Below are 22,235 nucleotides of genomic sequence, written 5' to 3' on the forward strand. Positions count from 1 at the left end.
CCAATTACTCTGCGGGCAGGAATTCGGCAACGGTCTTGGCGATTCCGACACCCGTCAGGCCGTAGTGTGCAAAGACCTCGGGGCTCGTGCCGGTGATGACCGGCGCGTCGGGCAGGGAGAGGCACTTGACCGGGCGCGGGCAATGCTCACCCACCACCTGCGCGACCATAGAGCCCAGACCGCCGAAGGGGCTGTGCTCCTCGACGGTCACGACGGCGCGCGTGGCACCGGCGGCCTCAATCACGGCCTCGGCGTCGAGCGGCTTGACGCAGTACATGTCGAGTACCGTTGCCGAGATGCCCTGCTCGGCCAGCAGGTCGGCAGCGTCCACGGCATGGCGGACCATCTCGCCGGTAGCGACGAGCGTCACATCGGTGCCGCGGCGTACCCAGGTGGCGCGATCCATCTGGAACGGGCACTCGTCCTCGGTGTACACGTCCTCGACCGGGTTGCGGCCCACGCGGATGTAGGCCGGTTTGTTATCGGCGACCAGGGCCCGCACGAGCTCGGCGGTCTGGAAGCGGTCGCTCGGCAGATACACGCGCATGTTGGGAATCGCGCTCATGGCGGCGATATCCTGCGCGGAGTGATGGCTCATGCCCAAGGCGCCGTAGGACACGCCGCCCGAAATGCCGATGAGCTTGACGTTGGTGTTGGAGTACGAGACGTCGACCTTGCACTGCTCATACGAGCGCGTGGTCACAAAGGACGCCGGCGAGGCGGCCCAGGCCTTCTTGCCGCACGAAGCCATGCCGGCGGCGATGCTCACCAGGTCCTGCTCGGCAATGCCGACCTCGACGGACTGCTGGGGATACTGATCAAAGAACGGCGTGAGCGATGCGGAGCCGCGGGAGTCGGAGCACAGGACGACGATATCCTTATCGGTCTTCGCGGCCTCGAGCAGCGTGTCGCAGATAACCTTGCGATTGGCAATCTTGTTAGCCATTGATGGCCTCCTTATGGGCAGCGAAATCGGCGATGATCTGGGCATATTCCTCATCATTGGGCAGGTGATGATGCCAGGCGGCCTTGTCCTCCATAACAGGCGAGCCATAGCCCTTCACCGTGTTGAGGATGATGACCGTGGGCTTGCCGCAGGTCTCGGCCGCAAGCGTCAGCGCGGCGTCGATGGCCCGGACGTCGTTGCCCGGAATGGAGAGCACGTTCCATCCGAAGGCTGCCCAGCGCTCCTCCTGCGAGTCCTGCTTCATAACGTCCTCGGTGCTGCCGCTGATCTGCAGGCGGTTGCGGTCCACGAGCGCGCACAGGTTATCGAGCTGGTAGTTGCCGCCGCTCATGGCGCCCTCCCAGACCGAGCCCTCGGCAAGCTCGCCGTCGCCCATGATGGTGTAGACGCGATAGTCGCGGCCGTCCATCTTGCCGGCGAGCGCCATGCCCACGGCCACGGGCAGGCCGTGACCCAGCGAGCCCGAGTTCATCTCGATGCCCTTGAGCTTGTTGTTGGGGTGGCCGATGTAGGGGCTGCCGAACTTGGAGAAGCGGGCCTTGACGTCGTCGAGGTCAAGATAGCCCTCGTGGCAAAGCACCGCGTAGTAAGCCTCCATGGCGTGGCCCTTGGAGAGCACGAAGCGGTCGCGATTGGGATCGTCGACGGTCTCGGGCGAAATGTTGAGGTGGTTGGCGTAGAGGGTCATGAGGGCGTCGATCACCGACATGTCGCCGCCGATGTGGCCGCCGGCGCCAGCCATGATGATATCGACGCAATCACGGCGAAGGTCCCAGCGCAGGGACTCAAGCTCTTCGATAGTTGCCATTTCTACTCTCCTCGCAGGTAGGCTTTGACGTCTTCTTCAATGGGGTCGTACAGGTCGGGAGCGATGCCGATATACTTGCACGCCTCGTAGAGCACCGGCACCACGTTGGCGTGGATGGCCACGCAGTGGTGGATGTAGGGACCCTCGACGATCTTGGCCTCGAGGCGCTTGAGGTTGTCGACCTCGACCCACAGGTAGGTGCCCATGCCGGCCGGGCCGTCGATGCCGCGGGCGTTGCCCAGTAGCAGCGAGTACTCGCCGTTGTCACCGTCAAAGCGGGCAAGGGTGAGGTCGCCGTGCTTGGCCTCGGCCGTCAGCGCGCCGGGGTGATCGAAAGCCAGCGGGTAGGTGAGCTTGGGCTTGACGGCCGCGCAGCTGCAGGGCCAGGGGCCGCAATGCTGCAGCAGCTCGCCGTTCTCGTTATCGGGATGGCGCACGGTCCAGTCGGCGAACATGCCGCGGTGACGGCCCAGGTCGGCGGCCTCGACCATCAGCGCGGTGATGGCGCCGTGGATATCGGTCTCGCATACGATAGGAATGCCCATCTCGTTGAGGATGGCGTTGGCGGCGCAGGGCATAATGCCCAGCTCGTCCTGCAGAGCGTTCCAGCACTGAATGGCACCGGCGTTGCAGCCATACTTCTCGACCAAGCGCTTCATGGCGATGGCAAGACCGGCGACCGCAGGGACCTTGTCCTCGGGGATGCAGATCTCAAAGCTGTCGTTGATGTGGGCAAGCATGGCGGCCATGGCCTGCTCGTCGGCCTGGGCGTCGCGCACAGCCTGGACAAGTTCGGTCATGGGGATAGGCGAAAGCTGGATGTTGAACTTCTCGAGCAGCTCGCCCTCGTTGCACATGGTCGACCAGAAGTCGAATGGACGGGTGGCCATCTGCAGGATGCGGGTGTGCTTGAAGGTCTTGACCACGTTGCAAACGGCCAAAAAGTCCCAAACGCCGCGCTCGAACTCGGGGTCGGTCAGGCGGCAGTTGGTCATGTAGGTGAAGGGAACCTGGAAGCGGCGCAGGACCTTGCCGGTGGCGAACAGACCGCACTGGCTATCGCGCAGGCGGGTGCCATCGGGCTCGGGGCGCTCGTCGCGCGGGCCCCACAGCAGCACGGGCAGGCCGAGCTCGCGGGCAAGGCGAGCGCAAACGTACTCGGTGCCAAAGTTGGCGTGGCACAGCATAATGCCATCGACGCCCTCGGCGCGGAATTTCTTGACGATAGGCTCAATGTGGCTGTCGTCGAACAGCAGGCCCTCGTCATTGATGTCGTCGATATCCACGATGTCGACGCCGATCTCGCGCAGGCGATCAGCCGTCAGGCCGCGATACTTGATTGCGTCCGGCGCGCTAAAGATGCTGCGGCGCGTGGGCACAAAGCCGAGCTTGATCTTGTCCATGTACGTCCTCCCCTAATCACATGTTCAGTAAACAGACGCATGTTTCGTTTTGTTCTGTTTACTAAATGTTTTACTCTTTTGTTTAATAGTCTAGCGCGAAAGTCCCGTAAACGGTAGAGAAATCAGCCTAAACGGTATGTAAACAAACTGAACATACAAGGGAAACAAAAAGAGGGCCCCGAAGGACCCTCTCTTAGTAGCGTTAGATATGGCTGCCTTAGCGAGCTTTGCCGCCCTGCGCCCCGGCGTTTTCTTCGCCTAGATCTCGCACACGCTCTGGCGCTCGACAAAGTAGGTCGACACGGCCGTCTTGCAGGTATAGCTCTTGGGGTTGCGGATGTTGCCCACCAGGCGACGCACCGCGATCTCGCCCACCTCGTGCTTGGGAACATGCACCGTGGTGAGCGGCGGGTTGGAGAAGGCGCCCAAAGACAGGTCGTCAAAGCCGATGATCGAGACATCCTCGGGCACGCGAATACCGTGCTCGTTGAACGCGCGCATGGCGCCCACGGCGAGCACGTCGTTCTCGGCAAAGAAAGCCGTCGGCAGATCGTCGCGCGAGACGTTGTCGAGCCACACGCCCATGTCGCGATAGGCACCCTCGAGCGTGGTGCCCAACGTGACACGCCATGCCGGATTGGCCTCGAGGCCCGCGTCCTCAAGCGCTTGGCGATAGCCGCGCTCGCGGTCCTTAAAGTTGCGGATCCGAAGGTCGCCCGCCAGATAGCCGATTTGCCTGTGGCCTTTCTCGATAAGGTAATCCACGGCACGCAGCACCGAATCGGTGTTGGCGATGACTACGGCATCGAAGTACTGGCGATCGCTCCAGCCGTCGAGCACAATCAGGTGGGCGGCAGCGTCGGCGAACAGGGCGTAGTCCTCCTCGCCCAGCTCGGTACCCATCAGCACGATGGCGGCCGACGGGTCGGCGATCAGGCCCTCGACCTGCGGGCGCACGGCGTCCAGGTCGCTAAAGTCGAGCGAGACAAAGCTCGTGCTCATGCCGTGGCGACGCGCCTGGCGCTCCACGCCCTCGATGACCGCGGGATGGAAGGTGCTCTCGTCCAGGATGGCGCCCGTCTTGCGCGCAAGCACAAACTGGATGCTCTCGAGCTGCGTCGACTGCTGATAGCCAAGCGACTGCGCGCACTCCAGGATGACCTTGGCGGTCTCCTCGCTCACGCTGCGCTTGCGGTTGAGCGCGTTGGACACGGTTGCGGGCGAAAAGCCGGTAATGCGGCTGATCTCGCGGACGCTTGCTTTAGCCATCGTTCCCCCTAGCATCGGTCGCGGCCGAGCATCGTGGCTTGACCGCCCCGTGGCTCGGCAACTAAACGACCGCAAATTCAATCTAAACAGAATAGTAAATGTTTAATAGCTAGTTTAGCCTGTTGTCAAGCGAAGTGGCACGACTATTCCCCCAACGGGCGCATTTGTCCATCTTAACGTTATTACGCAAGGTCTTCGCCATTGCTTGCTATTACGCGTCGGTACCATTCGAAGCTTTTCTTTTTACGTCTCTCAAACGAGCCCGCACCGCTATCGTCTCGATCGACATAGATAAACCCGTAGCGCTTACGCATCTGTCCTGTGGCGACCGAAACCAAATCGATCGGGCCCCAACAGGTATATCCCATGAGTTCCACCCCGTCGAGCTCGACGGTCTCCCTCATCGCCTCGATGTGGGCCCGCAGGTATTCAACTCGATAGTCGTCTTCTATTTCACCCGAATCTTCCGGCACATCAGGAGCACCCAAACCGTTTTCGACGATGAACAGCGGCTTTTGATAGCGATCCCAGATTTCATTCATGGTGACGCGCAGCCCTTTGGGGTCGATAAACCTCCCCCAAGGCTCCTGTTTTAGATACGGATTAGGCGCCGAGCGAAGAAGGTTCGAATCGAACTGACCTTCCGCATGCGCTTTTGCGACGCGCGTCGAGTAATAAGAAAACGAGACGAAATCGACCAGGTTTGCAGCCAGTACTTCGCGGTCATCATCCCGATAGGGCACCTCAAAACCATGGCGGGCGTATTCCTTGAGAACATAGCTCGGGTACGCACCGCGCACCTGGACGTCGGTAAACATGTAATGGCTGCGATTCTCAGCCTGCGCAGCCAGCACATCGTCCGGATCACATGTAGCCGGATAGAAGACACCTGCGTTGAGCATGCAACCGATCTTCGCCCCAGGGCACAGTTCATGACACGCCCCGACCGCACGGGCGCTCGCAACCAATACATGGTGCACGGCCGTGTGAACCGTTGCATAGCGATTCTCCCCTTGCTCGAAGATGATCCCCGCCGCCATAAAGCACGCCTGCGTCATGATGTTGATCTCGTTAAAGGTCAGCCAATAATTGACCAATCCCCGATAGCGCTCGAACACGGTACGCGAATATCGCTCGAACAGGTCGACCAGCCTGCGATCGCGCCATCCGCCATACGCATCGACGAGATGCATGGGGACATCATAGTGGTTGAGCGTCACCAAAGGCTCAATGTCATGCGCGCGACACGTCCTAAAAACATCCTCGTAAAAGGCAAGGCCTTCTTCATTGGGCTCGGCTTCGTCTCCTTTGGGAAAAATGCGGCTCCAGGCGATTGATAAGCGCAGGCATTTAAAACCCATCTGGGCAAACAGTTCAATATCCTGCTTGTACCTATGGTAAAAATCAATGCCCTTGCGAGCGGGATAGAAGCTGTCGGGTGCCAACGCACGCGGATCAAGGTCTCCCCGCATGACGTCCATGCGTTGATCGCCAAACGGCAGCATGTCGGAATTGGCTAAACCGCGACCGCCTTCGTTCCATCCTCCCTCGCACTGGTTTGCAGCCAGAGCCCCGCCCCATAAAAAATCTTCTCTAAACATTATGGTGTCGTCCTTTCTATCAAATTCCCGGCCCACACTGTCGAACGCAACGGACTCGGCAAGTGCCGCGCAACAGCACAGTACCGTTGCGCGGCCAAGGGGTCGGACCGCGCAACGGCTGGGGAGCATATTTGTGTAGTAGCCTCTTATGCCTCGACGGATTCAACGGCCTCAGAATCGCCGTTCTTGGACTTCAACGGCATCTTCTCCTGTCCTTCAAATCCAAAAATCATCGCCAACGCAAACGTCACGGCACCGCCAGCAAGACACCCGATGGTGCCAGGGATGATATCCTGAGCAAACATGAGCACGTTCATCCATGGGAAACCAACGCCAGTGAAGATATAGACGTTGGCATGAAGAAGGCTTACCAGCAGACCACCGACAGCACCACCAATCATGTTCCAGGCAAGAGCCTTCTTGTCGCGAAACAGGATGCCGTAGATGATGGGCTCACTCACGCGACCGAAGGCATAGGTGATGAACAAGTTCCAGCCCGTGGCTCGACTCTCCTTGTCCTTAGCGCGCAGGCCATAGGCGAGCGCGATGGCAAGCGTGGTGTAGGCTACAACCGCGGTGCCGGGGTATAAGATGGCGTCGTAACCGTTCTGGAGCGCGGCGGGCAATATGGCGGTATAGATCGGCACGTGCATGCCGGTGGCGATGATCAGATTCCAGAATGCGCCGATAACCGCGGTCGCAGCGGGACCGGCAACAGAGGCGAGCCAAATGATGAAATCGGCCACAAGGCCCATGACAAATTGGACGGCAGGGCCGCAGAGGCACAGCGCGACCGGCAACATCACGAGCACCGTACCCACGGGTACGATCAGAATGCGCAACATATCAGGCGAGATCTTCTTAAAGAAGCGCTCAACATAGGACTGGGCCCAGGTGATCAAGATGACCGGAAGAACAGCCTGGGTGTAGTTGACGAGCTGCATGGGGATGCCGAAGACGCTGAAAGGCTTTCCGTCCTCAACAATAGCGAGCATGTCGGGATAAATCATCACAACAGCGATGAGCAGTGCCAGCACAGGACTCGTTTTGAACTTCTTAGCCGAGCTATAGGCGGCAAACACCGGGAAGTAGTAATACGCCGCATCGCCCACCAGGGAAAGGATCCGATACAGGTCGCTCGTTTCGGACATAAAACCGGCGCCTTCGGGCCCAAACAGAATAACGAGCATCTTGAAGATACCGGCGACACAAAAGATCGGAAGGATCGGGGTGATAGCGCCGCTCACGGCATCGAGCAGCTGATTGAAGAGGTGCTTGGGCGCCAAGCGCTCCTTCCAGCTAAGCTGAGGGCCATCGAGTTCCTCGTCAATCGATACCGTGACCTCGAATCCGCCCTGCTTACAAACCTCGTCGTAGACCTTGTCGACCGTGGGCCCGACCACCAGCTGCACCTGCCCTCCGGCGTGCACGACGCTGATGATAGACGAGATGTCCTCAAGCTTCTCATCATTCGAGAGGCTTTCATCCTTGAGGTTGAAGCGCAGGCGCGTCATGCAATGCGTAACCGAAGCCACGTTTTCCGCCCCGCCCACAGTGGAGAGAATCTGCTCTGCCACCTTTTTGTAATTTGCCATCATTGGCTCCTTTGCACAATCTTGGCTTACTGTTCGAATCGGCAAAGGTCATGCCCCGAATGGCTACGGGTTACAATCCTTTTTTGGAGATGATCCGGTTGAGATGGATCATCAGATAGAGTTCCTCCTCCTCGGAGAGCGTGGCGTCCCACGTTTCACGACAATAGGAACCGATATGCTTCACGCACTCTGCCAACTGCGGAAACTCCTCACGAAAGTTCTTGTACATCTGCATGTTGGCGCTGTTCAGCGACTCGCCGGCTTGAATGCGCTTGAACAGGTACCGCAGATGCGTGGCGAAGCGGGTGAAATCAAAGGAATCGCGGTCGACAATAATGCGGAAATCGCTTTCGAGAATCTCGATAACGTCCTCGAGCATATCGTCGAACTGCTTTGCGGGCTCGGCCGTGGCTTTGACGGCTTCAACAACCCGTGCGTTCACGAGATTCATCGCAATACTGGCAATCTCATCCTTGGGAAGCCGCTCTCCGAGCTCCTTCTCGAGTCGCATGACGATAAACTGGGCAGCCTTGTATTCCTTCGGATACGTCTCCCGCACTTCATAGGCAAGAGGCATCGCGATGCGGACCCCCTTTTGGGCTCGCGCAACGGCAAACGACAGGTGATCAGCCATGAACAGCGTCGCATTGGTCGAGAGGTCGTAGGGCAGTTCGTTGGCAACGATGTCCATAACTTTCGCCGCAAACATCACGATATCCGAGGGAAGATCCCTCATGACATCTTGTCCTTTAGGATCAATGTCGTAAAACGTATGCTCGATTTTAGAAAGAGGGAGCTCTCGAGGAAAATCTCCGCCGAAACCGACGCCCCTGCCCATGGCGATGACATCTCGCCCCTGTCCGTCACGGCAAAGAACCGCGTTGTTGTTAAGCTTTTTAATTGCAAGCATGGTGAACCTCCTTTCAAGAACACTCACAGAAAAAGGCATGATAGCCAATAGCAGTGCTATTGCGGTCATGCCTTACGTAACAATCCGTGTTGTATTGCTCTTGGGCATGCCTCCACACAGGAGTAACAATCCAAGATGCAGAATGCATTATAGCGCTCTCCCCGCCCCGGGGACCATCGGGCTGGCGAACGGTAGATGTCGGCCCGCCAGCGGCCACATCGAGCAGATGGGCGTGCTTCGATCCCGAGCCTAGCCTAGGATGCGGGCCATGCGCGCCTTGAACTCGGACAGAAAGCGCGGGGCGTCCACGGTGAGTGCCACAAGCGCGCTCTTGTCGGGGTCGGACAGGCGATGCTCGTCGCAGATAGTGCGGCCGCGATACTCGCCGAGCAGGTCGACGCGCAAGTTGCAACCAAGTGCGCCCACGAGCGTGGGATCAATCGCCACGGCAACGGCAAGCGGATCGTGCAGCGCGCAGCCGCCCAGGTAAGGGGCGTTCATCTCGTACGAGCCAATGTAGTGCTCGACCATGCTCGCAAATGCGCAGCCCGCCATGGTGCCCGAGCCCGTCCAGCCGGCAATGTCGCGGCGTGTGAGCACCACGCGATGCGTCACGTCCAGACCCACCATGGTGAGCTTACGGCCCGAGCGCAGCACTGCGTCGGCTGCCTCGGGGTCGCTCGCCATATTGGCCTCGGCGCCCGCGCTCACGTTACCGGGCACGGTAAGGGCGCCGCCCATTACGACCACGCGGCCGATGGACATCATCGCCGCCGCATCGCGCTCCAGGGCGAGCGCCAGGTTGGAGAGCGGGCCAGTCGCTACGTAGACCAGATCGGGACCATAGGTGCGCGCGGCATCGATCAGATAATCGACCGCAGCGTTGCCGTCGGCCGAGGTCGCCCCCACCGGCTCGTAGGGCGACGCGGGCACGCTCGCGCCGCCGATGCCGTTCTTGCCGTGAATGAGCGCGGTGGACGCCGGCGGCGTATAGGGCTCAGTCGCCTGCAGAGGACGGTCGGCACCCAGGTACACCGGAACCTCGGGGCGACCCAGCAGATCGAGCACCGCCAGGCAGTTGTGCGCCGATTGCTCGACGCGCACGTTGCCAAAGCACGTGGTGATGCCCACGAGCTCCACCTCGGGGCTCGCGATGGCATAGGCCAGCGCCATCGCATCGTCCACACCCATATCCAGATCAAGGATCAGCTTCTTGATTGCCATTGTTCTACTCCGCTTCTCCGTCTTTATCGTTTAACTAAACCAATGTTCAACTTCGGCGCGCGTGGGAATCGATTGCTGAGCGCCCAGGCGCGACACCGTCACTGCCGAGGCGCGAGCACCCGCGGCCATGCACTCAAAGAGCGGCAAGCCCTCTAGGCGAGCCGCCGCCAACGCGCCGATAAACGTATCGCCGGCGGCCGTGGTATCGACTACCGTACTCGAAAGTGCCAGCATGCGCAGCAGCTCACCGCCATCGCCGAGCGTAACCGAGCCGGCACCGCCCAACGTGATGACCGCAGCGCCGGCGCCCTTGTCGAGCAGCGCATTGAGCGCGGCGACGCAACTCACATCATCCGTGGGCAGAATGCCCGTCAGAACCTGGCACTCGGTCTCGTTGGGACAGACCAGGTCGACCGCAGGCCAGACCTCCGCAGGCAGCTCGCAGGCAGGCGCCGGATTAAAGACCGTATAGAACCCCAGCCCATGAGCGCAAACAAGCGCCTCGGCCGTCGCTGCAAGGTCACATTCACCCTGGGCGATAAAGACGCTTCCGGCAGCCGGGGCAATCTCGCTGGCGTCGCCGTCGAGCTCATGGGCCACCAGACGCCTCAGCGCGCAGGCAACGTCCGCGCCCGCAAGCGCATGGTTGGCGCCCGGTGACAGTATGATGCGGTTGTCGCCCTCGCAGCGAATGATGGTCGCGGTACCGGTCTCCACGTCATCGCGAAGCGCCACGAACTCAACGCCCACGCCAGCATCCTGGAGCCCTGCCACAAGCGCATCGCCAAAGGTATCGCGCCCAACAGCGCCGATCATGCACGTGCGCGCACCCATGCGCGCAGCGGCGACGGCCTGGTTGGCGCCCTTACCGCCGGCGTTGGTGATAAAGCCGCTACCGCCGACGGTCTCGCCCGCGCGCGGCATGCGCTCGCACGCCACCGAAAGGTCCATGTTCATGCTGCCGAACACCGCAACGATGCCGCGATCTGCCATGGAAACCTCCTCATCTGCGGGCCTTATACCCACCGCCAGTCGTCGATCGTGCACTCTCGCACCCCCTATAACTTTAGTTCACTTTGATGTGGACGCGCGCTTGAGCTTGCGCCAGCAGCAAGCATTCACAGGAGCAGGCAGCTACAATGAAGGCGTGCTGATTATTCTCGTCATTGGATGATGTTTTATGGAACAATTCTCGCAATCGGGCTCGCGCGGTCGACGCCGCACGGGCAACGAGCCGGCGCCGCACGAACGCGTGAAGAGCGAACGCCGTGCCAACGAGCCGCGACGCACCGCGAGCCCCCATCGCACTTCTGCCAACAACGCGGGCCGCGCCAACACTCCCGCCGCGGAGCAGACGCCTGCTCGCCCCAAGTCCCGCTACATCCCTGCCCTTGACGGCCTGCGCACGCTTGCCGTCGTCGCGGTGGTGCTCTATCACCTCAACCTCACGTGGGCGCAGGGCGGTCTGCTCGGTGTCACGATTTTCTTTGTGCTTTCGGGCTATCTGATCACGCGCCTGCTGCTCAACGAAGTCGCTAAGACCGGACGCATCGACCTCAAGAGCTTCTGGATTCGCCGCATCCGTCGCCTGGTCCCCGCCGTGGTGACCGTCGTGGTGGTGACCTGCGCGCTGTGCACCATCTTTAACCACGTGATGCTCACCAAGATGCGCCCCGACATCCTGCCGTCGCTGCTGTTCTTCAACAACTGGTGGCAGATTGCCCAAAACGTCTCGTACTTCAATGCTCTGGGCGACCCCTCGCCACTCACGCACTTTTGGTCGCTTGCCATCGAGGAACAGTTCTACCTGATTTGGCCGCCACTGCTGTTTGCCATGGTATCCATGCATGTGAGCAAGCCCAACACGCGCCGCGTGGTTCTGGGCCTAGCTGCTGTCTCCGCCATCGCCATGATGGTGCTCTATAACCCTGCCGCCGACCCCAGCCGCGTGTACTACGGCACCGACACCCGTGTGTTCTCGCTGCTGCTGGGTGCCTGGATGGCCTTTATCCCCGATCGCGACCTGGCGCCGGTGCGTCTCGCTCGTCGTTTGGGGCTCAATCGCCTAGCTGGCGCCGCCAAGCACGGCAAGAACGCCGAGGGCAAGCCTGGCGAGAAGGCCGACGAAGCAGCCGAGACCGCCCCGGCACAGCCGAGCGCCCTCGTGCGCTTTTGGTCCTCGCCCGCATCCATCGATGTGTTGGGCCTCGTGGGTCTGGTTGGCCTTGCCGCCATGGTCGCGCTCACCAACGGCTACACCGCGTTCCAGTATCGCGGAGGCACGCTGCTGTGCTCCATCCTCACGCTCATGGTCATCGCGGCCTGCGTGCAGCCCCAGGGAATGGTTGCCCGTGCGCTGTCCGCCGAGCCGCTCGTGTGGATTGGCAAACGCTCGTACAGCATCTACCTGTGGCACTATCCGCTGCTGTTGCTCATGAACCCGGTCGCCAACATCAACGATACGCCCTGGTGGCAGTACATTTTGCAGGTGCTGCTGGTGGTCGCCGTAGCCGAGTGTTCCTATCGCTTTATCGAAACGCCATTTAGGAAGGGTGCCTTCGGCCGCACCGTCGCCGAATTCCGCGATGGCACCACCACGCCCGCCAACTGGGCACGCGCGCACGTCCCTGTCTGCGCAGCCTGCGCTGTCGTGTTGGTCGTTGCACTGGGCGGTCTGATCTTTGTGCCCGAGACGTCTGCGCTGAGCGGCGAGGGCGCCGAAGTTCTGAACAAGGAAGCCGAAAACACCGCGCCCACCGACCAGCAGGCGGCCGACGACACCGACAAGGACAACGACGGCTTCCCCGATGGCTCCTACGACCTGTTGATGATCGGTGACTCCGTGTCACTGCGCGCCGTTGATTCCTTTGACGGCGTGTTCCCGCACAGCCATATCGATGCCGAAAAGGGCCGCCAGTTTGATGCGGGCCGCGCGACATTTGAGGGCTATATCCAGCAGAACCTTGCCGGCAAGATCGTGGTCTTTGCCCTGGGCACCAACGGTTTGGTAACGGACGCCCAGGTCGACGCGATCATGGCCGACGCCGGCGAGCAGCGTATTGTCGTGTTTGTAAACACGCGTAGCCCGCAGCCGTGGGTCGGGTCCACGAACCAGGCCATCGCCAACGCCGCCACGCGCTACAAGAATGTACGCGTTATCGACTGGTACGGGCACAGCGCCAACCGCAACGACCTGTTCGACGGCGACGGCACGCACCTGTCGACTACCGGCGTGACCGAGTACCTCAACCTGATCCACGATGCGGTCATGAAAGACCTGCCCGTGCACCCCGAGGACCATGTCAACGATCCGCAGCCGGCAGCCGTCAAGTCCGCCGCCGACGCACTCGTCAATGCCCTCGCCTACAAGCCGCACAAGCTGGGCACCGACAAGTAACGCGCAGCAAAATCTGTTTACACCCGCAGGGGGCGTCGGCCGTGGCCGACGCCCCCTGCGGCAGTTAGGGGCGCTCCTTAACTACCGGCACCTGGAGGCACTCCTGGCGCGGCCAATGAAGACCTCTGCGGATGAATTCCAAGCCGCTCCGCCGCTCCAGACATCGTTTCCGCGCCTCGCGCCTGCCCCAAACAATCAAAACAAGCCCTTTTCGCCGCGACCTCAAAGGTCCGTGGGCAAAAAAGGGCAAATATGAGTACTGTTACCATTTTAGTCGCAGGCAAAACCACCCAAAAAGACGTCCGAGCATCCCCTACAACCCCCTAAAGCAGCCAACCTGACTGGTTTAAGGCGTATTGGAGCCAATTTAATGAACATACTATGGGTTATGTTCATTATCTTCTTGGATGTAAATGCTATTCACTTAGCAACAGTACTCATATTTGGCATTTTTTGCCCACTGCCATATAACTAACACTCTATAGCAGACAAAATACAGGCCGCAGCCCATGGCGGCGGCCTGTTAAGAACCAAAAGTGAGCGTTAAGCACTGTAGCCCATCGCTTGCAGCGCAAACATGACGACCGTCAGCACCGTAATCACGCCGATAGTCGCCCAAGTGAGCACGTTCCATACGCGGCCGTTGCGGTTGGCGCCCATAATGTGGCGATCCGCCGCGATAACCACCTGGAATACCAAGACTACGGGCAGCAGCACGCCGTTGATGACCTGCGAGGTCATCATAATCTGGAACAAATCGACGCCAGGCATGAGCACCAACACGGCAGAGATGCCAATGATAGCCGTAATGATGCCGCGGTAAACCGGGGCCTCGTCCCAGCTGCGGTCGGCGCCGCGCTCCCAACCAAATGCCTCGCAGATAGCACTCGACGTAACGCCCGGCAGCACGCAGGCGGCCAAGAAGCTCGCCGCGACCAGACCTGAGGCAAACAACACCGTGGACCACTGACCCGCGATGGGCTCCAGCGCGCGGGCGGCATCGGCGGCATCGCTAATCTGAATACCCGCCGGAAACAGCACCGTACCGGTCGTGATGATAATGAAGCCAGCAATGATATCAGCGGCGATCGAGCCGCTCACGGTATCAATACGCTGCAGCACGATGTCGTCCTCGCCCGCATTCTTATCGACCACGTTGTTCTGAGCCAAGAAGATCATCCACGGTGCGATGGTAGTACCGATCGTTGCGACCACGAGCGACACGTAGCTGGGATCGTTCTGAATATTGGGGACGACCAAGTCGACCGCGACCTCGCCCCAGTTGGGGCCGGCCATAAACGCGGCGACGATGTAGGTCACGAACACGCAGCTTACCAGCAGCAAAATCTTCTCGATGCGCTGGAAACTGCCCGACATGGTAAGCATCCACACCAGCAGCGCCACGAGCGGCACCGAGATGCTCGCCGGAACGCCAAACAGAGCAAGGCCACTCGCGATACCCGCGAACTCCGAGATGGTCACCGCCGTGTTGGCGATCAACAGCGCCGCCATGGCCAGCACGCTCTTGCGCACGCCAAAGCGCTCGCGAATGAGCGACGCCAGGCCCTTACCCGTGACGCATCCGCAGCGCGCCGCGGTCTCCTGCGTCACGATAAGCAGCACGGTCATGACGGGAAGCATCCAGAGCATCTTATAGCCATAGCTGGCGCCCGCGCTGGAATACGTGGCGATGCCGCCGGCGTCATTGCCCGAAAGTGCCGCCAGCAGACCGGGGCCCATGGCGCCAAAGATGGCGGCGATGGTCAGCTTTTGCTTGATGCTCGGCTTTTGCTTCGTATTTTGCACGCGACCACCTACCCCATGACCGACATGGTGAGCAGCACCGCGGCGATGCAGTACGCCACACACGAGATCATGACGGCGATGACGTTCATGGCAGTACCCGACGTATTGAGGTCGTGCTCATCGCGCCAGAACAGCATCATCAGATAAATCACAGCGCTCATGTTGCCAACCAGGCAAATGACGGCAGCGATGTTAAAGCAGCCGGTAAAGAGCTGCTCCTCAAACATGGTGGCATCGGGGAACGCGGCAGTGCGCACCAGCTGCGCGCACAGGTAAGTAACAAGCGAAAGGATCAGGCCCATACCCGTGCTCTGGAAGAAGAATCCCAGGTACGGTTTGGGCTCGTCGTCGTGACCGTCGTACTCGAGGAAGTAGTTCTTGACGAACGACACCATGCGCGAGGCAGCCAGCAGCACGAGCGGCATGGCGCACATGGGGAACACCACCAGATGCGCGGAGCCCAGCGCCGTCCCCAGCACGGTCGCCATAATGCACGAGGCGATGCCCCACACGACGACCCAGTACTGACGATGCACGAACCAGCTGAGCACGTTCGTCGAGTCGTCCGACGCGCTATCGCCCGAGCCGACACCGGCGATCTGCAGGTCCTCCTGATGCTCCTCGGCGATAACGTCCATGGCGTCGTCGAAGGTCACGATACCCAGGATATGACGGTTCTCGTCGCAGACAGGGATGGCAACCAGGTCGTACTTGGTCATCTCGTCCGTCACGTCTTCCTGGTCCTCGTCGGGCGACACGTAGACCAGATCGCGATAGGCGAGCTGGCCCAGCGTGGCGTCGCGGTCGGCCACGATCAGCGTGCGCAGCGAAAGCACGCCCGTCAGCATGCCGCTCGGGTCCTCGGTATAGACGTAGTAGACGCTCTCGAAGTCCTCGTCGAGTTTGCGAATCGCCTCGATGGCATCGCCGACCGTCGCCGTGGCGGGCAGCGAGACAAACTCCGAGGTCATGATGCGGCCGGCGGTGTTGTCCTCGTAGCCCAACAGATTACGAATCGCCTTCTCCTCCTTGACGCCCATCAGGCGCAGGAGCTTCTCAGCCTTCTCATAATCGAGCTCGTCGATCAGGTCGGCAGCGTCGTCCGGGTCCATCATGGCCAGCATCGACGATGCGTCGGTATCGGACAGGCCCTCGAGCATCTCGGTCATAAGCTCGTCGTCATCGAACTCCGAGATGGCCTCGGCGGCCTGGGCAGTATCGAGCTGTGCAAACACCTGCGCACGCAGGCGCGGGTCGAGCTGCTCGATAATGTCGGCGATGTCGGCAGGGTGCAGCTCGCCGAGCGTCTTGTGCGACACCGAGAGTTGAATGTTCTTGGTCGAGCGGTCGAGCAGGTCCATGTAGGACCAAGCGATGATGTCCTCACTGAGTGGCTTGCCCAGGTGCTTCATAAAGCCTTCGACGATATGCTCGAGCGCGGGGCTGATGGCGCGTAGCAGACCGCGAGCACCGACCTCGGCGCCCAGCAGGCGCAGCTGGTTTTCGCCCGACATGGAAAACTTGATGTCGTTTACGCGCACGACCTTCATGCCCTGCGTGTCGACAATCTGCTTGTTGAGCACGTCGCGGGCAAGCAAGAGTTCGGTCGGCTGCAGGTACGAAAAACGGATTTCGGTGGCCGACGTCTTAAGGTGTACACCCGTCTCGTCGATACGGTCGACCCATTTGCGCCAGCTGATCATAAACGGCGTCTTGCCGGGTCCGCGGAACGCGAGCGACGTCACGTGCGGAAAAACTTCGCCGGTAGCAATGCCAAAATCGTTGACCACGCCGAGCTTTTCGCCATCGACGTCCAAGACCGGCAATTTGAGCATCTCACTCAGATAATTCAATGGTGCTCCCCATCATTATTCCTCCGAACGCGGCCGCATGTGCGACGTCCGGGGGCTTCTGGATATGTATACGCATGCGCGGGCGGCACGCCGCTCGACGCTTACACCCCGTGCATGCGCAAAAAGCACCTGCATGGGGTCATCGACTGTATGGTCGAGGTTTGGATTTCACCTGTAACCTTTCTCTTGACCCTCATTAACCGCAGTAACTATAGCATCAGCATCGCCCTGCGGCATCGAATTTATGCGCTGCACATTGCAGGCATACCAAACGCTGACGTATCCGTGACATAGCCATTGGGGACGTTCTTAAATGACTACCCAATAACTACTCTGTGGTGTCATTGTCCTCGGCAAGTTGGGGGAGCACAGCGTCCTTGGGCATGGTGGCCTTCGTCAGCGAGGTGAGCTTTTTGCTCAGCGACGTGTCCGTCTTGACCAGGTCGCTGAGCGTCACGATCTTGTAGCCGTCGGCGATGAGGCCGTCGATAATCTGCGGCAGCGCCTCGAGCGTCTGCTCGGCGCATTCGTCTCTATCGGTGAGCAGCACGATATTGCCCGGCGTCACCGAATCGAGCACCGTCGAGACCTGCTCGTCGGCACCGTTGAGTAGCCAGTCGCCCGAGTCGATATTCCACGAGACCACGGCGGAGACCAGGTCCATCGCATCAATCCAGTTTTGCTCGTCAAAGGCAGCGTAGGGAGCACGCAGTAGCATCGTCTTCACGCCGGTCGCCGACTTAATCGCATCGGTGCCTTTCGTGATCTGTTCGCGTACCGCCTCACGGTCCTGACCCTTGAGCGAATCGTCGCTGTAGCTGTTGGATCCGATCTCGCACCCGGCATCGACAATCGCCTTGGCCGTGGCAGGCGAGGCCTCGACCGCATCGCCCGAAAGGAAGAACGTCGCGGTGACGCCCTTTTCCTTGAGCACCTGCAAGATCTGTTTGGTGGCGCCGCTCGGACCCTCGTCAAACGTCAGCGCCACGTACTTTTTGTTGCCCTTGGGCGCCACGCTGGCGCACGCAACAACGCAATCGGTGGCGGGCACAACCTCGCCGCGATCCTGCGTCTTGCCCGACTGCTCACCAACCCACACCTCGGAGCGGCCCTGGACACCCCACGTCTGCACATACTCGATAGCACCCGTGCCCTCGACCTTGAGCTTGGGCTCGATAACCGTAGCCTGAACCTCGTGTTTCTCGTAGGTGTTACGGCCATCCTTGACCGTCACCTTCTCGCCACCCTCGAGTTCGCGGCTATCCCATTTGCCCTGCTTCACGCGCTTGCCGTCGACCTTCACCGACAGCTTTTCGCCCCCATGGCGCTTGAGCACACTGTCATCGACGGCCAGCAGGTCGCCTGCGTCGTAGGTGTCAGTCAAATCCTGTTCGTCGATGAGATTCTGCAGCGTAGAGCCCACGCGCACCGCGGTCTTCTGGCCGTTGAGCTCCACGTCCACGCTGCGGTTGACGTAGCCCACGACGGCAGCGATAAACAGCACGAGCGCGCAACCCACGGCGATGAGCGCATAGGGCAGGCGAGACGAACGACGGGGTGTGCGGCTGTTGCCGATGCGCGCGCTGCGATCGCTAAAGCCGCGGCTATGGTTGAGATACATCGCGCCGGGCTTACGGTGACGCTTGCGCTGACCGCTAGGCAGCTGCCCCAGGTCGCGGCGCGCCGTCGGACGCGCACCCGAACGCCCGTTTAAGTTGGATCCGTTTTGGCGCATGTGCCCTCCCCCATAAACACAGCAAGCCGGAGCAACAGGTCTCCGGCTTGCCTCCCATCATTTGGTACGTCGCTATTTTGTAGCTTTTGACGAGCCTCCGCTCGCCTTTTGGTATTCGTCCTTAAAGGCCTTGAACATGCCGCGCGTCTTGCCGAGCTGCTTGCCCAGTGCGCGACTGCCCTTGTCCACGGCAACCGATCCCTTGTCGTCGAGCACCTTGGCGCCCTTTTTGACCTTGTCGCCCACCACGACGCTGGCCTCGGCGGCCTTGGCAGCCGCACCGCCCGAATACCCGAGCGACTTGACCTCGTCCGAGACGACCATCGCGCCGTTCTCGTAGCCGCGCAGCATCGTCGGCGGCACCTGCGTGTCACCAACCAAAACACTCGAAGCAGCACCGGCGGTCACATAGAATGCCTGCACGATGCCCGAGCGTGGCTTGAACTCAACATCCGAGCAATAGCCCACGACGTCGCCCGATTCCGTGCGCACGTCCATACCGACCCAGATGATGCAATCGTCCAGGTTGATGTCGAGGCGCTTGGCGGCGGCGGCATCGTACGTGTCCTTGACGTCATCAACCGCAATGGCGCCCTCGTAGACACCAATGGCGTCGAGCGCCACGAATCGGTCGGGACGCTCGATCATGCCCGCGATATCGGACTGGCGGACCATAAAGCCGACCACGCGCGTACCGCCCGGGGTAAAGACCGGAAAGTGAATCTTTCCGAGCTTTTTAGGGCTGCGCGGCGTGCCGTCCTTTTTGGTGCGCTTGTCCTCGGTAGGCTTGCGATAGATCTTGGCGCCGACAAAATCCCCAGCGCGCATTATGCCTCGGTCGAGGGCTCCGCAGCCTCGGTATCAGCCTCGACGGCGTTCTCGACCACGACGTCGGCGGCAGGCGTCACGTTGCCGCCCGAAATGGCGTCGTTGAGCTGCTCGCGCAGCTGGTCCATGCGCTCGCGGGCCAGGTCGACCTTGGCGCGCAGGTCGTCGGTCTTGGCGTCGACCATCGGGCCAAAGTCATTCACCGCAGCACGGGCCTCCTCGGCGCCGTGCTCGTAGGTGTCGCGCATATTGTCCCAGGCGTCGTTGGCGATATCGGCAGCCATGGCGCGGGTCTCGGCGCCCGAGCGCGGGGCCAGAGCAACGCCGATAATAGCGCCGGCAGCGGCACCAAAAAGTGCGCCGGAGACAAAGCTGAAAGTCTTACCCATGATCATTCCTCTCCTGCGGGCACGTCGGTGCCCACCGTTTGAATGCTGTCCATTATACCCGCAGCGCATCACTTGCCGCTCCGCTCATCTGCGTACGGCAAAAGCGCAGGTACGTGATGGTGATAAACGAGTAGGCCTACTCCTGAGGCATAGCCGGCATGGCCACTGTGGCACCCGGGTCCTCGCCGGCGCCGTCCACGAGCGGCAGGCCGCCCTCATGCGCAGGTCCTGCCGGAACCGTCGCCGCGCCGCCAAAGACAGCCGCGGAAGCCTCGTGGTTCTCGGCAACCGCGCCCTCGGTATCGATCGCCACCTGGGGCTCGTCGTCAAAGTTGGGGACGCCCTGGGGCTCGGTGGGAACGGGCTCGGCGGTCACATCGGCAGCGGGCTCGGGGTCGACCGGCACATCGCCCTCGTCAGCGCCCTCGTCCTCGGCAGCATCTTCGCCGTTCGCAGCGGCGACGGCCTCGTGAGGATCCTTGCCCTCGGCCTCGGCGCGCATGCCCAGCACCAGGTTGCGCAGGCCCGCGACCGTGCCTTCCACGTCGGGGGTAGGCTGGTCGGCGTGCAGATAGGCCCAATCCATCATAAAGGTGGCCGAAGACAGCGCGCCGATGGCCAGTGCGTCGTCGGGGCACGAAAGCTCAACCTCAAAGACACGCTCATCGTGTTCGCTTACGCGGGTGCGGCCGCACGAGATGCTACCGGCAAGACCGGTCTCGTTCATGAGCTCAACCGTCACGTGCTCCAACAGGTGGCAGAGCTCGGTCTGGCCCATGCAGTCTTGGAACTCGCGGCCGGAATCGCCCAGGCACAGGTGCTTGGCAATCGCGGGCACCAGGTAGTACACGCGCGCCGTGGCCTCGATGTCCTCCGAGGTCATGAGCGGCATGCCGGGGTTCACCAGCACATGCGCGCAGATCTTGTCCTCACTGACGGTGACCTTAAGGATGTTGAACAGGCCTGCCATAACTCTCCCCTACTCTTCCTTGTCCTACTCGTCGCCGTCGTGCGGATTCGCGGAACCCGCACCCGACGTCGTCGGCTCGTCTACCGAAGACTCGGAATCCTTCTTATCGGTTTCGGCCGGAGCGATCACGCGAATGAGCGAGATGCGCTGGCCACGCATCGACTGCACTTTAAACTTGTACCCCGCGACCTCAAACACCTCTCCGATGTCGGGCACCGAGTCACAAAGCTCCAAGATCCAGCCGGCGATGGTCTCATAATCATCGCTTTCCTCGAGCGGCCAACCAAGCTCAATCGCGTCATCGCACGAAAAACGCCCATCAACGAGCCACTCGCGGCGCGAAAGGCGCGTGAGATACTTGTTGTCGGGGTCGAACTCGTCCTCGATCTCGCCGACGATCTCCTCGACGATATCCTCGATGGTGATAATGCCGGCCGTGCCGCCGTACTCGTCCACGACCACCACGATCTGGTCGTGCGAGGTCTGCATCTCGGACAGTAGCGGCAGGATGTCCTTGGTGTCGGGCACAAAGGTGGCGTCGCGCAAAAAGCCGGCGATGGGCTGGTCACCCTTGCCGTCGAGCGCGGGTTGGATCAGGTCCTTGATGTGCGCAATGCCGGCGACGTTGTCGGGATCCTCGTGATAGACGGGGATGCGGCTGAAGCCGGTCTGGCGCATGGTGGACAGCACGTCGGCGACCGTCTCGTCGTCCTCGCACATGGTGGTGTCCACGCGCGGCACCATGACCTCGCGGGCAACGGTGTCGCCCAGGTCGAAGATCTCGTGGATCATGCGCTTTTCCTCGTCGAGCAGGTCGTCCTGCTCCGAGACCATGTACTTGATCTCTTCTTCCGAGACGTTCTGACGGTCGTCGGCACTCTTGATGCGCAGGATGCGGGCCAGGCCATCGGAGCAAGCGCCGGTCAGCCACACGAGCGGACGAGCGATCTTTTGGAAAAACGACAACGGCCCCACGACCTGCTTGGACACGCCTTCGGCGTTGGCCAGGCCGATGCGCTTGGGCACAAGCTCGCCGATCACGATGGACACGAAGGCGACCGCGACGGTGATGATGACCGGCGCCAGGCCGCGCGCGATGGCGGAGAGCGGCGCGATGCCAAAGCTCATGAGCCACGTGGCGAGCGGGTCGGACAGACTCGTCGAGGCGACGGCGGACGAGGCGAAGCCCACGAGCGTGATGGCGACCTGGATGGTGGCGAGCAGCTGGTCGGAGTCGGCAGCCAGCTTAATGGCACGCTCGGCGCGCTTGTCGCCTTCCTCGGCCTCGTGCTCCAACACGGCGCGCTTGGCCGTGGTGAGCGCCATCTCGGACATAGAGAAGTAGCCGTTGATGAGGGTCAAAACGAGGGTGGTGATAAGGGAGATGGTTATGTCCATCGGGAGTTTCTCGAACCTCCAAGATTCGGGACGTCAGGTTAAAACGTTGATGGCGGATACGGCAATTGCACCGGCGCCCAAA

General features: G+C 61.0%; 17 protein-coding genes. 1 reads left to right on the forward strand and 16 read right to left on the reverse strand.

Annotated features, from left to right (window positions below; genetic code table 11):
* Positions 1–4 precede the first annotated feature (4 nt).
* The 9 genes from OIL77_04160 to OIL77_04200 all read right to left on the reverse strand — a co-directional run bounded on the left by OIL77_04160 (position 5) and on the right by OIL77_04200 (position 10,770).
* On the reverse strand, positions 5–946 hold the full coding sequence (locus OIL77_04160) for a transketolase family protein (protein HJI44612.1): 942 nt from the start codon (positions 944–946) through the stop codon (positions 5–7).
* The gene (locus OIL77_04165) at positions 939–1,775 is read right to left on the reverse strand and encodes a transketolase (protein HJI44613.1); all 837 of its coding nucleotides are present in this window, start codon (positions 1,773–1,775) and stop codon (positions 939–941) included. The genes OIL77_04160 and OIL77_04165 overlap by 8 nt, the downstream gene beginning before the upstream one ends.
* Positions 1,776–1,777: 2 nt before the next feature.
* Positions 1,778–3,178 (reverse strand): L-fucose/L-arabinose isomerase family protein, encoded by a 1,401-nt coding sequence (locus OIL77_04170; GenBank protein HJI44614.1) that lies wholly within the window; start codon positions 3,176–3,178, stop codon positions 1,778–1,780.
* A 258-nt stretch (positions 3,179–3,436) separates the two neighbouring features.
* Positions 3,437–4,447 (reverse strand): LacI family DNA-binding transcriptional regulator, encoded by a 1,011-nt coding sequence (locus OIL77_04175; protein HJI44615.1) that lies wholly within the window; start codon positions 4,445–4,447, stop codon positions 3,437–3,439.
* A gap of 182 nt (positions 4,448–4,629) precedes the next feature.
* Entirely contained in the window at positions 4,630–6,048 is a 1,419-nt protein-coding gene (locus tag OIL77_04180; protein ID HJI44616.1) for a 6-phospho-beta-glucosidase, read from the reverse strand.
* A 146-nt stretch (positions 6,049–6,194) separates the two neighbouring features.
* Positions 6,195–7,643: a PTS transporter subunit EIIC gene (locus OIL77_04185; GenBank protein HJI44617.1), complete on the reverse strand. Its 1,449-nt coding sequence runs from the start codon at positions 7,641–7,643 to the stop codon at positions 6,195–6,197.
* A 70-nt stretch (positions 7,644–7,713) separates the two neighbouring features.
* A complete protein-coding gene (locus OIL77_04190) occupies positions 7,714–8,553 on the reverse strand; it encodes a PRD domain-containing protein (GenBank protein HJI44618.1) in 840 nt (279 codons plus the stop codon).
* A 249-nt stretch (positions 8,554–8,802) separates the two neighbouring features.
* Entirely contained in the window at positions 8,803–9,777 is a 975-nt protein-coding gene (locus OIL77_04195) for a nucleoside hydrolase (GenBank protein HJI44619.1), read from the reverse strand.
* A gap of 30 nt (positions 9,778–9,807) precedes the next feature.
* Complete coding sequence (locus OIL77_04200) at positions 9,808–10,770, reverse strand: ribokinase (protein ID HJI44620.1); 963 nt, start codon at positions 10,768–10,770, stop codon at positions 9,808–9,810.
* A 187-nt stretch (positions 10,771–10,957) separates the two neighbouring features.
* On the opposite strand from OIL77_04200, the gene OIL77_04205 reads away from it, so the two are divergent.
* Positions 10,958–13,174, forward strand: coding sequence for an acyltransferase (locus OIL77_04205; protein ID HJI44621.1), 2,217 nt, complete (start codon positions 10,958–10,960; stop codon positions 13,172–13,174).
* A 543-nt stretch (positions 13,175–13,717) separates the two neighbouring features.
* Here OIL77_04205 and OIL77_04210 read toward each other — a convergent pair.
* The 7 genes from OIL77_04210 to OIL77_04240 all read right to left on the reverse strand — a co-directional run bounded on the left by OIL77_04210 (position 13,718) and on the right by OIL77_04240 (position 22,153).
* A complete protein-coding gene (locus tag OIL77_04210) occupies positions 13,718–14,914 on the reverse strand; it encodes an Nramp family divalent metal transporter (GenBank protein ID HJI44622.1) in 1,197 nt (398 codons plus the stop codon).
* 74 nt (positions 14,915–14,988) lie between these two features.
* On the reverse strand, positions 14,989–16,833 hold the full coding sequence (locus tag OIL77_04215; GenBank protein HJI44623.1) for a CBS domain-containing protein: 1,845 nt from the start codon (positions 16,831–16,833) through the stop codon (positions 14,989–14,991).
* A gap of 328 nt (positions 16,834–17,161) precedes the next feature.
* Entirely contained in the window at positions 17,162–18,568 is a 1,407-nt protein-coding gene (locus tag OIL77_04220; protein HJI44624.1) for a polysaccharide deacetylase family protein, read from the reverse strand.
* Positions 18,569–18,640: 72 nt separating this feature from the next.
* Complete coding sequence (locus OIL77_04225; protein HJI44625.1) at positions 18,641–19,396, reverse strand: PRC-barrel domain containing protein; 756 nt, start codon at positions 19,394–19,396, stop codon at positions 18,641–18,643.
* Positions 19,396–19,785, reverse strand: a complete 390-nt coding sequence (locus tag OIL77_04230) for a YtxH domain-containing protein (protein HJI44626.1) — start codon at positions 19,783–19,785, stop codon at positions 19,396–19,398. Before OIL77_04230 ends, OIL77_04225 begins: the two co-directional genes overlap by 1 nt.
* 136 nt (positions 19,786–19,921) lie before the next feature.
* On the reverse strand, positions 19,922–20,755 hold the full coding sequence (locus OIL77_04235) for a hypothetical protein (protein ID HJI44627.1): 834 nt from the start codon (positions 20,753–20,755) through the stop codon (positions 19,922–19,924).
* A gap of 24 nt (positions 20,756–20,779) precedes the next feature.
* Positions 20,780–22,153, reverse strand: a complete 1,374-nt coding sequence (locus OIL77_04240) for a hemolysin family protein (GenBank protein ID HJI44628.1) — start codon at positions 22,151–22,153, stop codon at positions 20,780–20,782.
* Positions 22,154–22,235 lie beyond the last annotated feature (82 nt).

Source organism: Coriobacteriaceae bacterium (assembly GCA_025993015.1).
GTDB lineage: Bacteria > Actinomycetota > Coriobacteriia > Coriobacteriales > Coriobacteriaceae > Collinsella.

What these genes read in the sequence shown, in the direction of transcription:
- OIL77_04200 (HJI44620.1), bottom strand. Translation starts at nt 10,770, where the DNA reads ATGGCAGATCGCGGCATCGTTGCGGTGTTCGGCAGCATGAACATGGAC.
- OIL77_04180 (HJI44616.1), bottom strand. Translation starts at nt 6,048, where the DNA reads ATGTTTAGAGAAGATTTTTTATGGGGCGGGGCTCTGGCTGCAAACCAG.
- OIL77_04210 (HJI44622.1), bottom strand. Translation starts at nt 14,914, where the DNA reads ATGGGCCCCGGTCTGCTGGCGGCACTTTCGGGCAATGACGCCGGCGGC.
- OIL77_04230 (HJI44626.1), bottom strand. Translation starts at nt 19,785, where the DNA reads ATGGGTAAGACTTTCAGCTTTGTCTCCGGCGCACTTTTTGGTGCCGCT.
- OIL77_04190 (HJI44618.1), bottom strand. Translation starts at nt 8,553, where the DNA reads ATGCTTGCAATTAAAAAGCTTAACAACAACGCGGTTCTTTGCCGTGAC.
- OIL77_04195 (HJI44619.1), bottom strand. Translation starts at nt 9,777, where the DNA reads ATGGCAATCAAGAAGCTGATCCTTGATCTGGATATGGGTGTGGACGAT.
- OIL77_04220 (HJI44624.1), bottom strand. Translation starts at nt 18,568, where the DNA reads ATGCGCCAAAACGGATCCAACTTAAACGGGCGTTCGGGTGCGCGTCCG.
- OIL77_04205 (HJI44621.1), top strand. Translation starts at nt 10,958, where the DNA reads ATGGAACAATTCTCGCAATCGGGCTCGCGCGGTCGACGCCGCACGGGC.
- OIL77_04170 (HJI44614.1), bottom strand. Translation starts at nt 3,178, where the DNA reads ATGGACAAGATCAAGCTCGGCTTTGTGCCCACGCGCCGCAGCATCTTT.
- OIL77_04240 (HJI44628.1), bottom strand. Translation starts at nt 22,153, where the DNA reads ATGGACATAACCATCTCCCTTATCACCACCCTCGTTTTGACCCTCATC.
- OIL77_04160 (HJI44612.1), bottom strand. Translation starts at nt 946, where the DNA reads ATGGCTAACAAGATTGCCAATCGCAAGGTTATCTGCGACACGCTGCTC.
- OIL77_04175 (HJI44615.1), bottom strand. Translation starts at nt 4,447, where the DNA reads ATGGCTAAAGCAAGCGTCCGCGAGATCAGCCGCATTACCGGCTTTTCG.
- OIL77_04235 (HJI44627.1), bottom strand. Translation starts at nt 20,755, where the DNA reads ATGGCAGGCCTGTTCAACATCCTTAAGGTCACCGTCAGTGAGGACAAG.
- OIL77_04185 (HJI44617.1), bottom strand. Translation starts at nt 7,643, where the DNA reads ATGGCAAATTACAAAAAGGTGGCAGAGCAGATTCTCTCCACTGTGGGC.
- OIL77_04225 (HJI44625.1), bottom strand. Translation starts at nt 19,396, where the DNA reads ATGCGCGCTGGGGATTTTGTCGGCGCCAAGATCTATCGCAAGCCTACC.
- OIL77_04165 (HJI44613.1), bottom strand. Translation starts at nt 1,775, where the DNA reads ATGGCAACTATCGAAGAGCTTGAGTCCCTGCGCTGGGACCTTCGCCGT.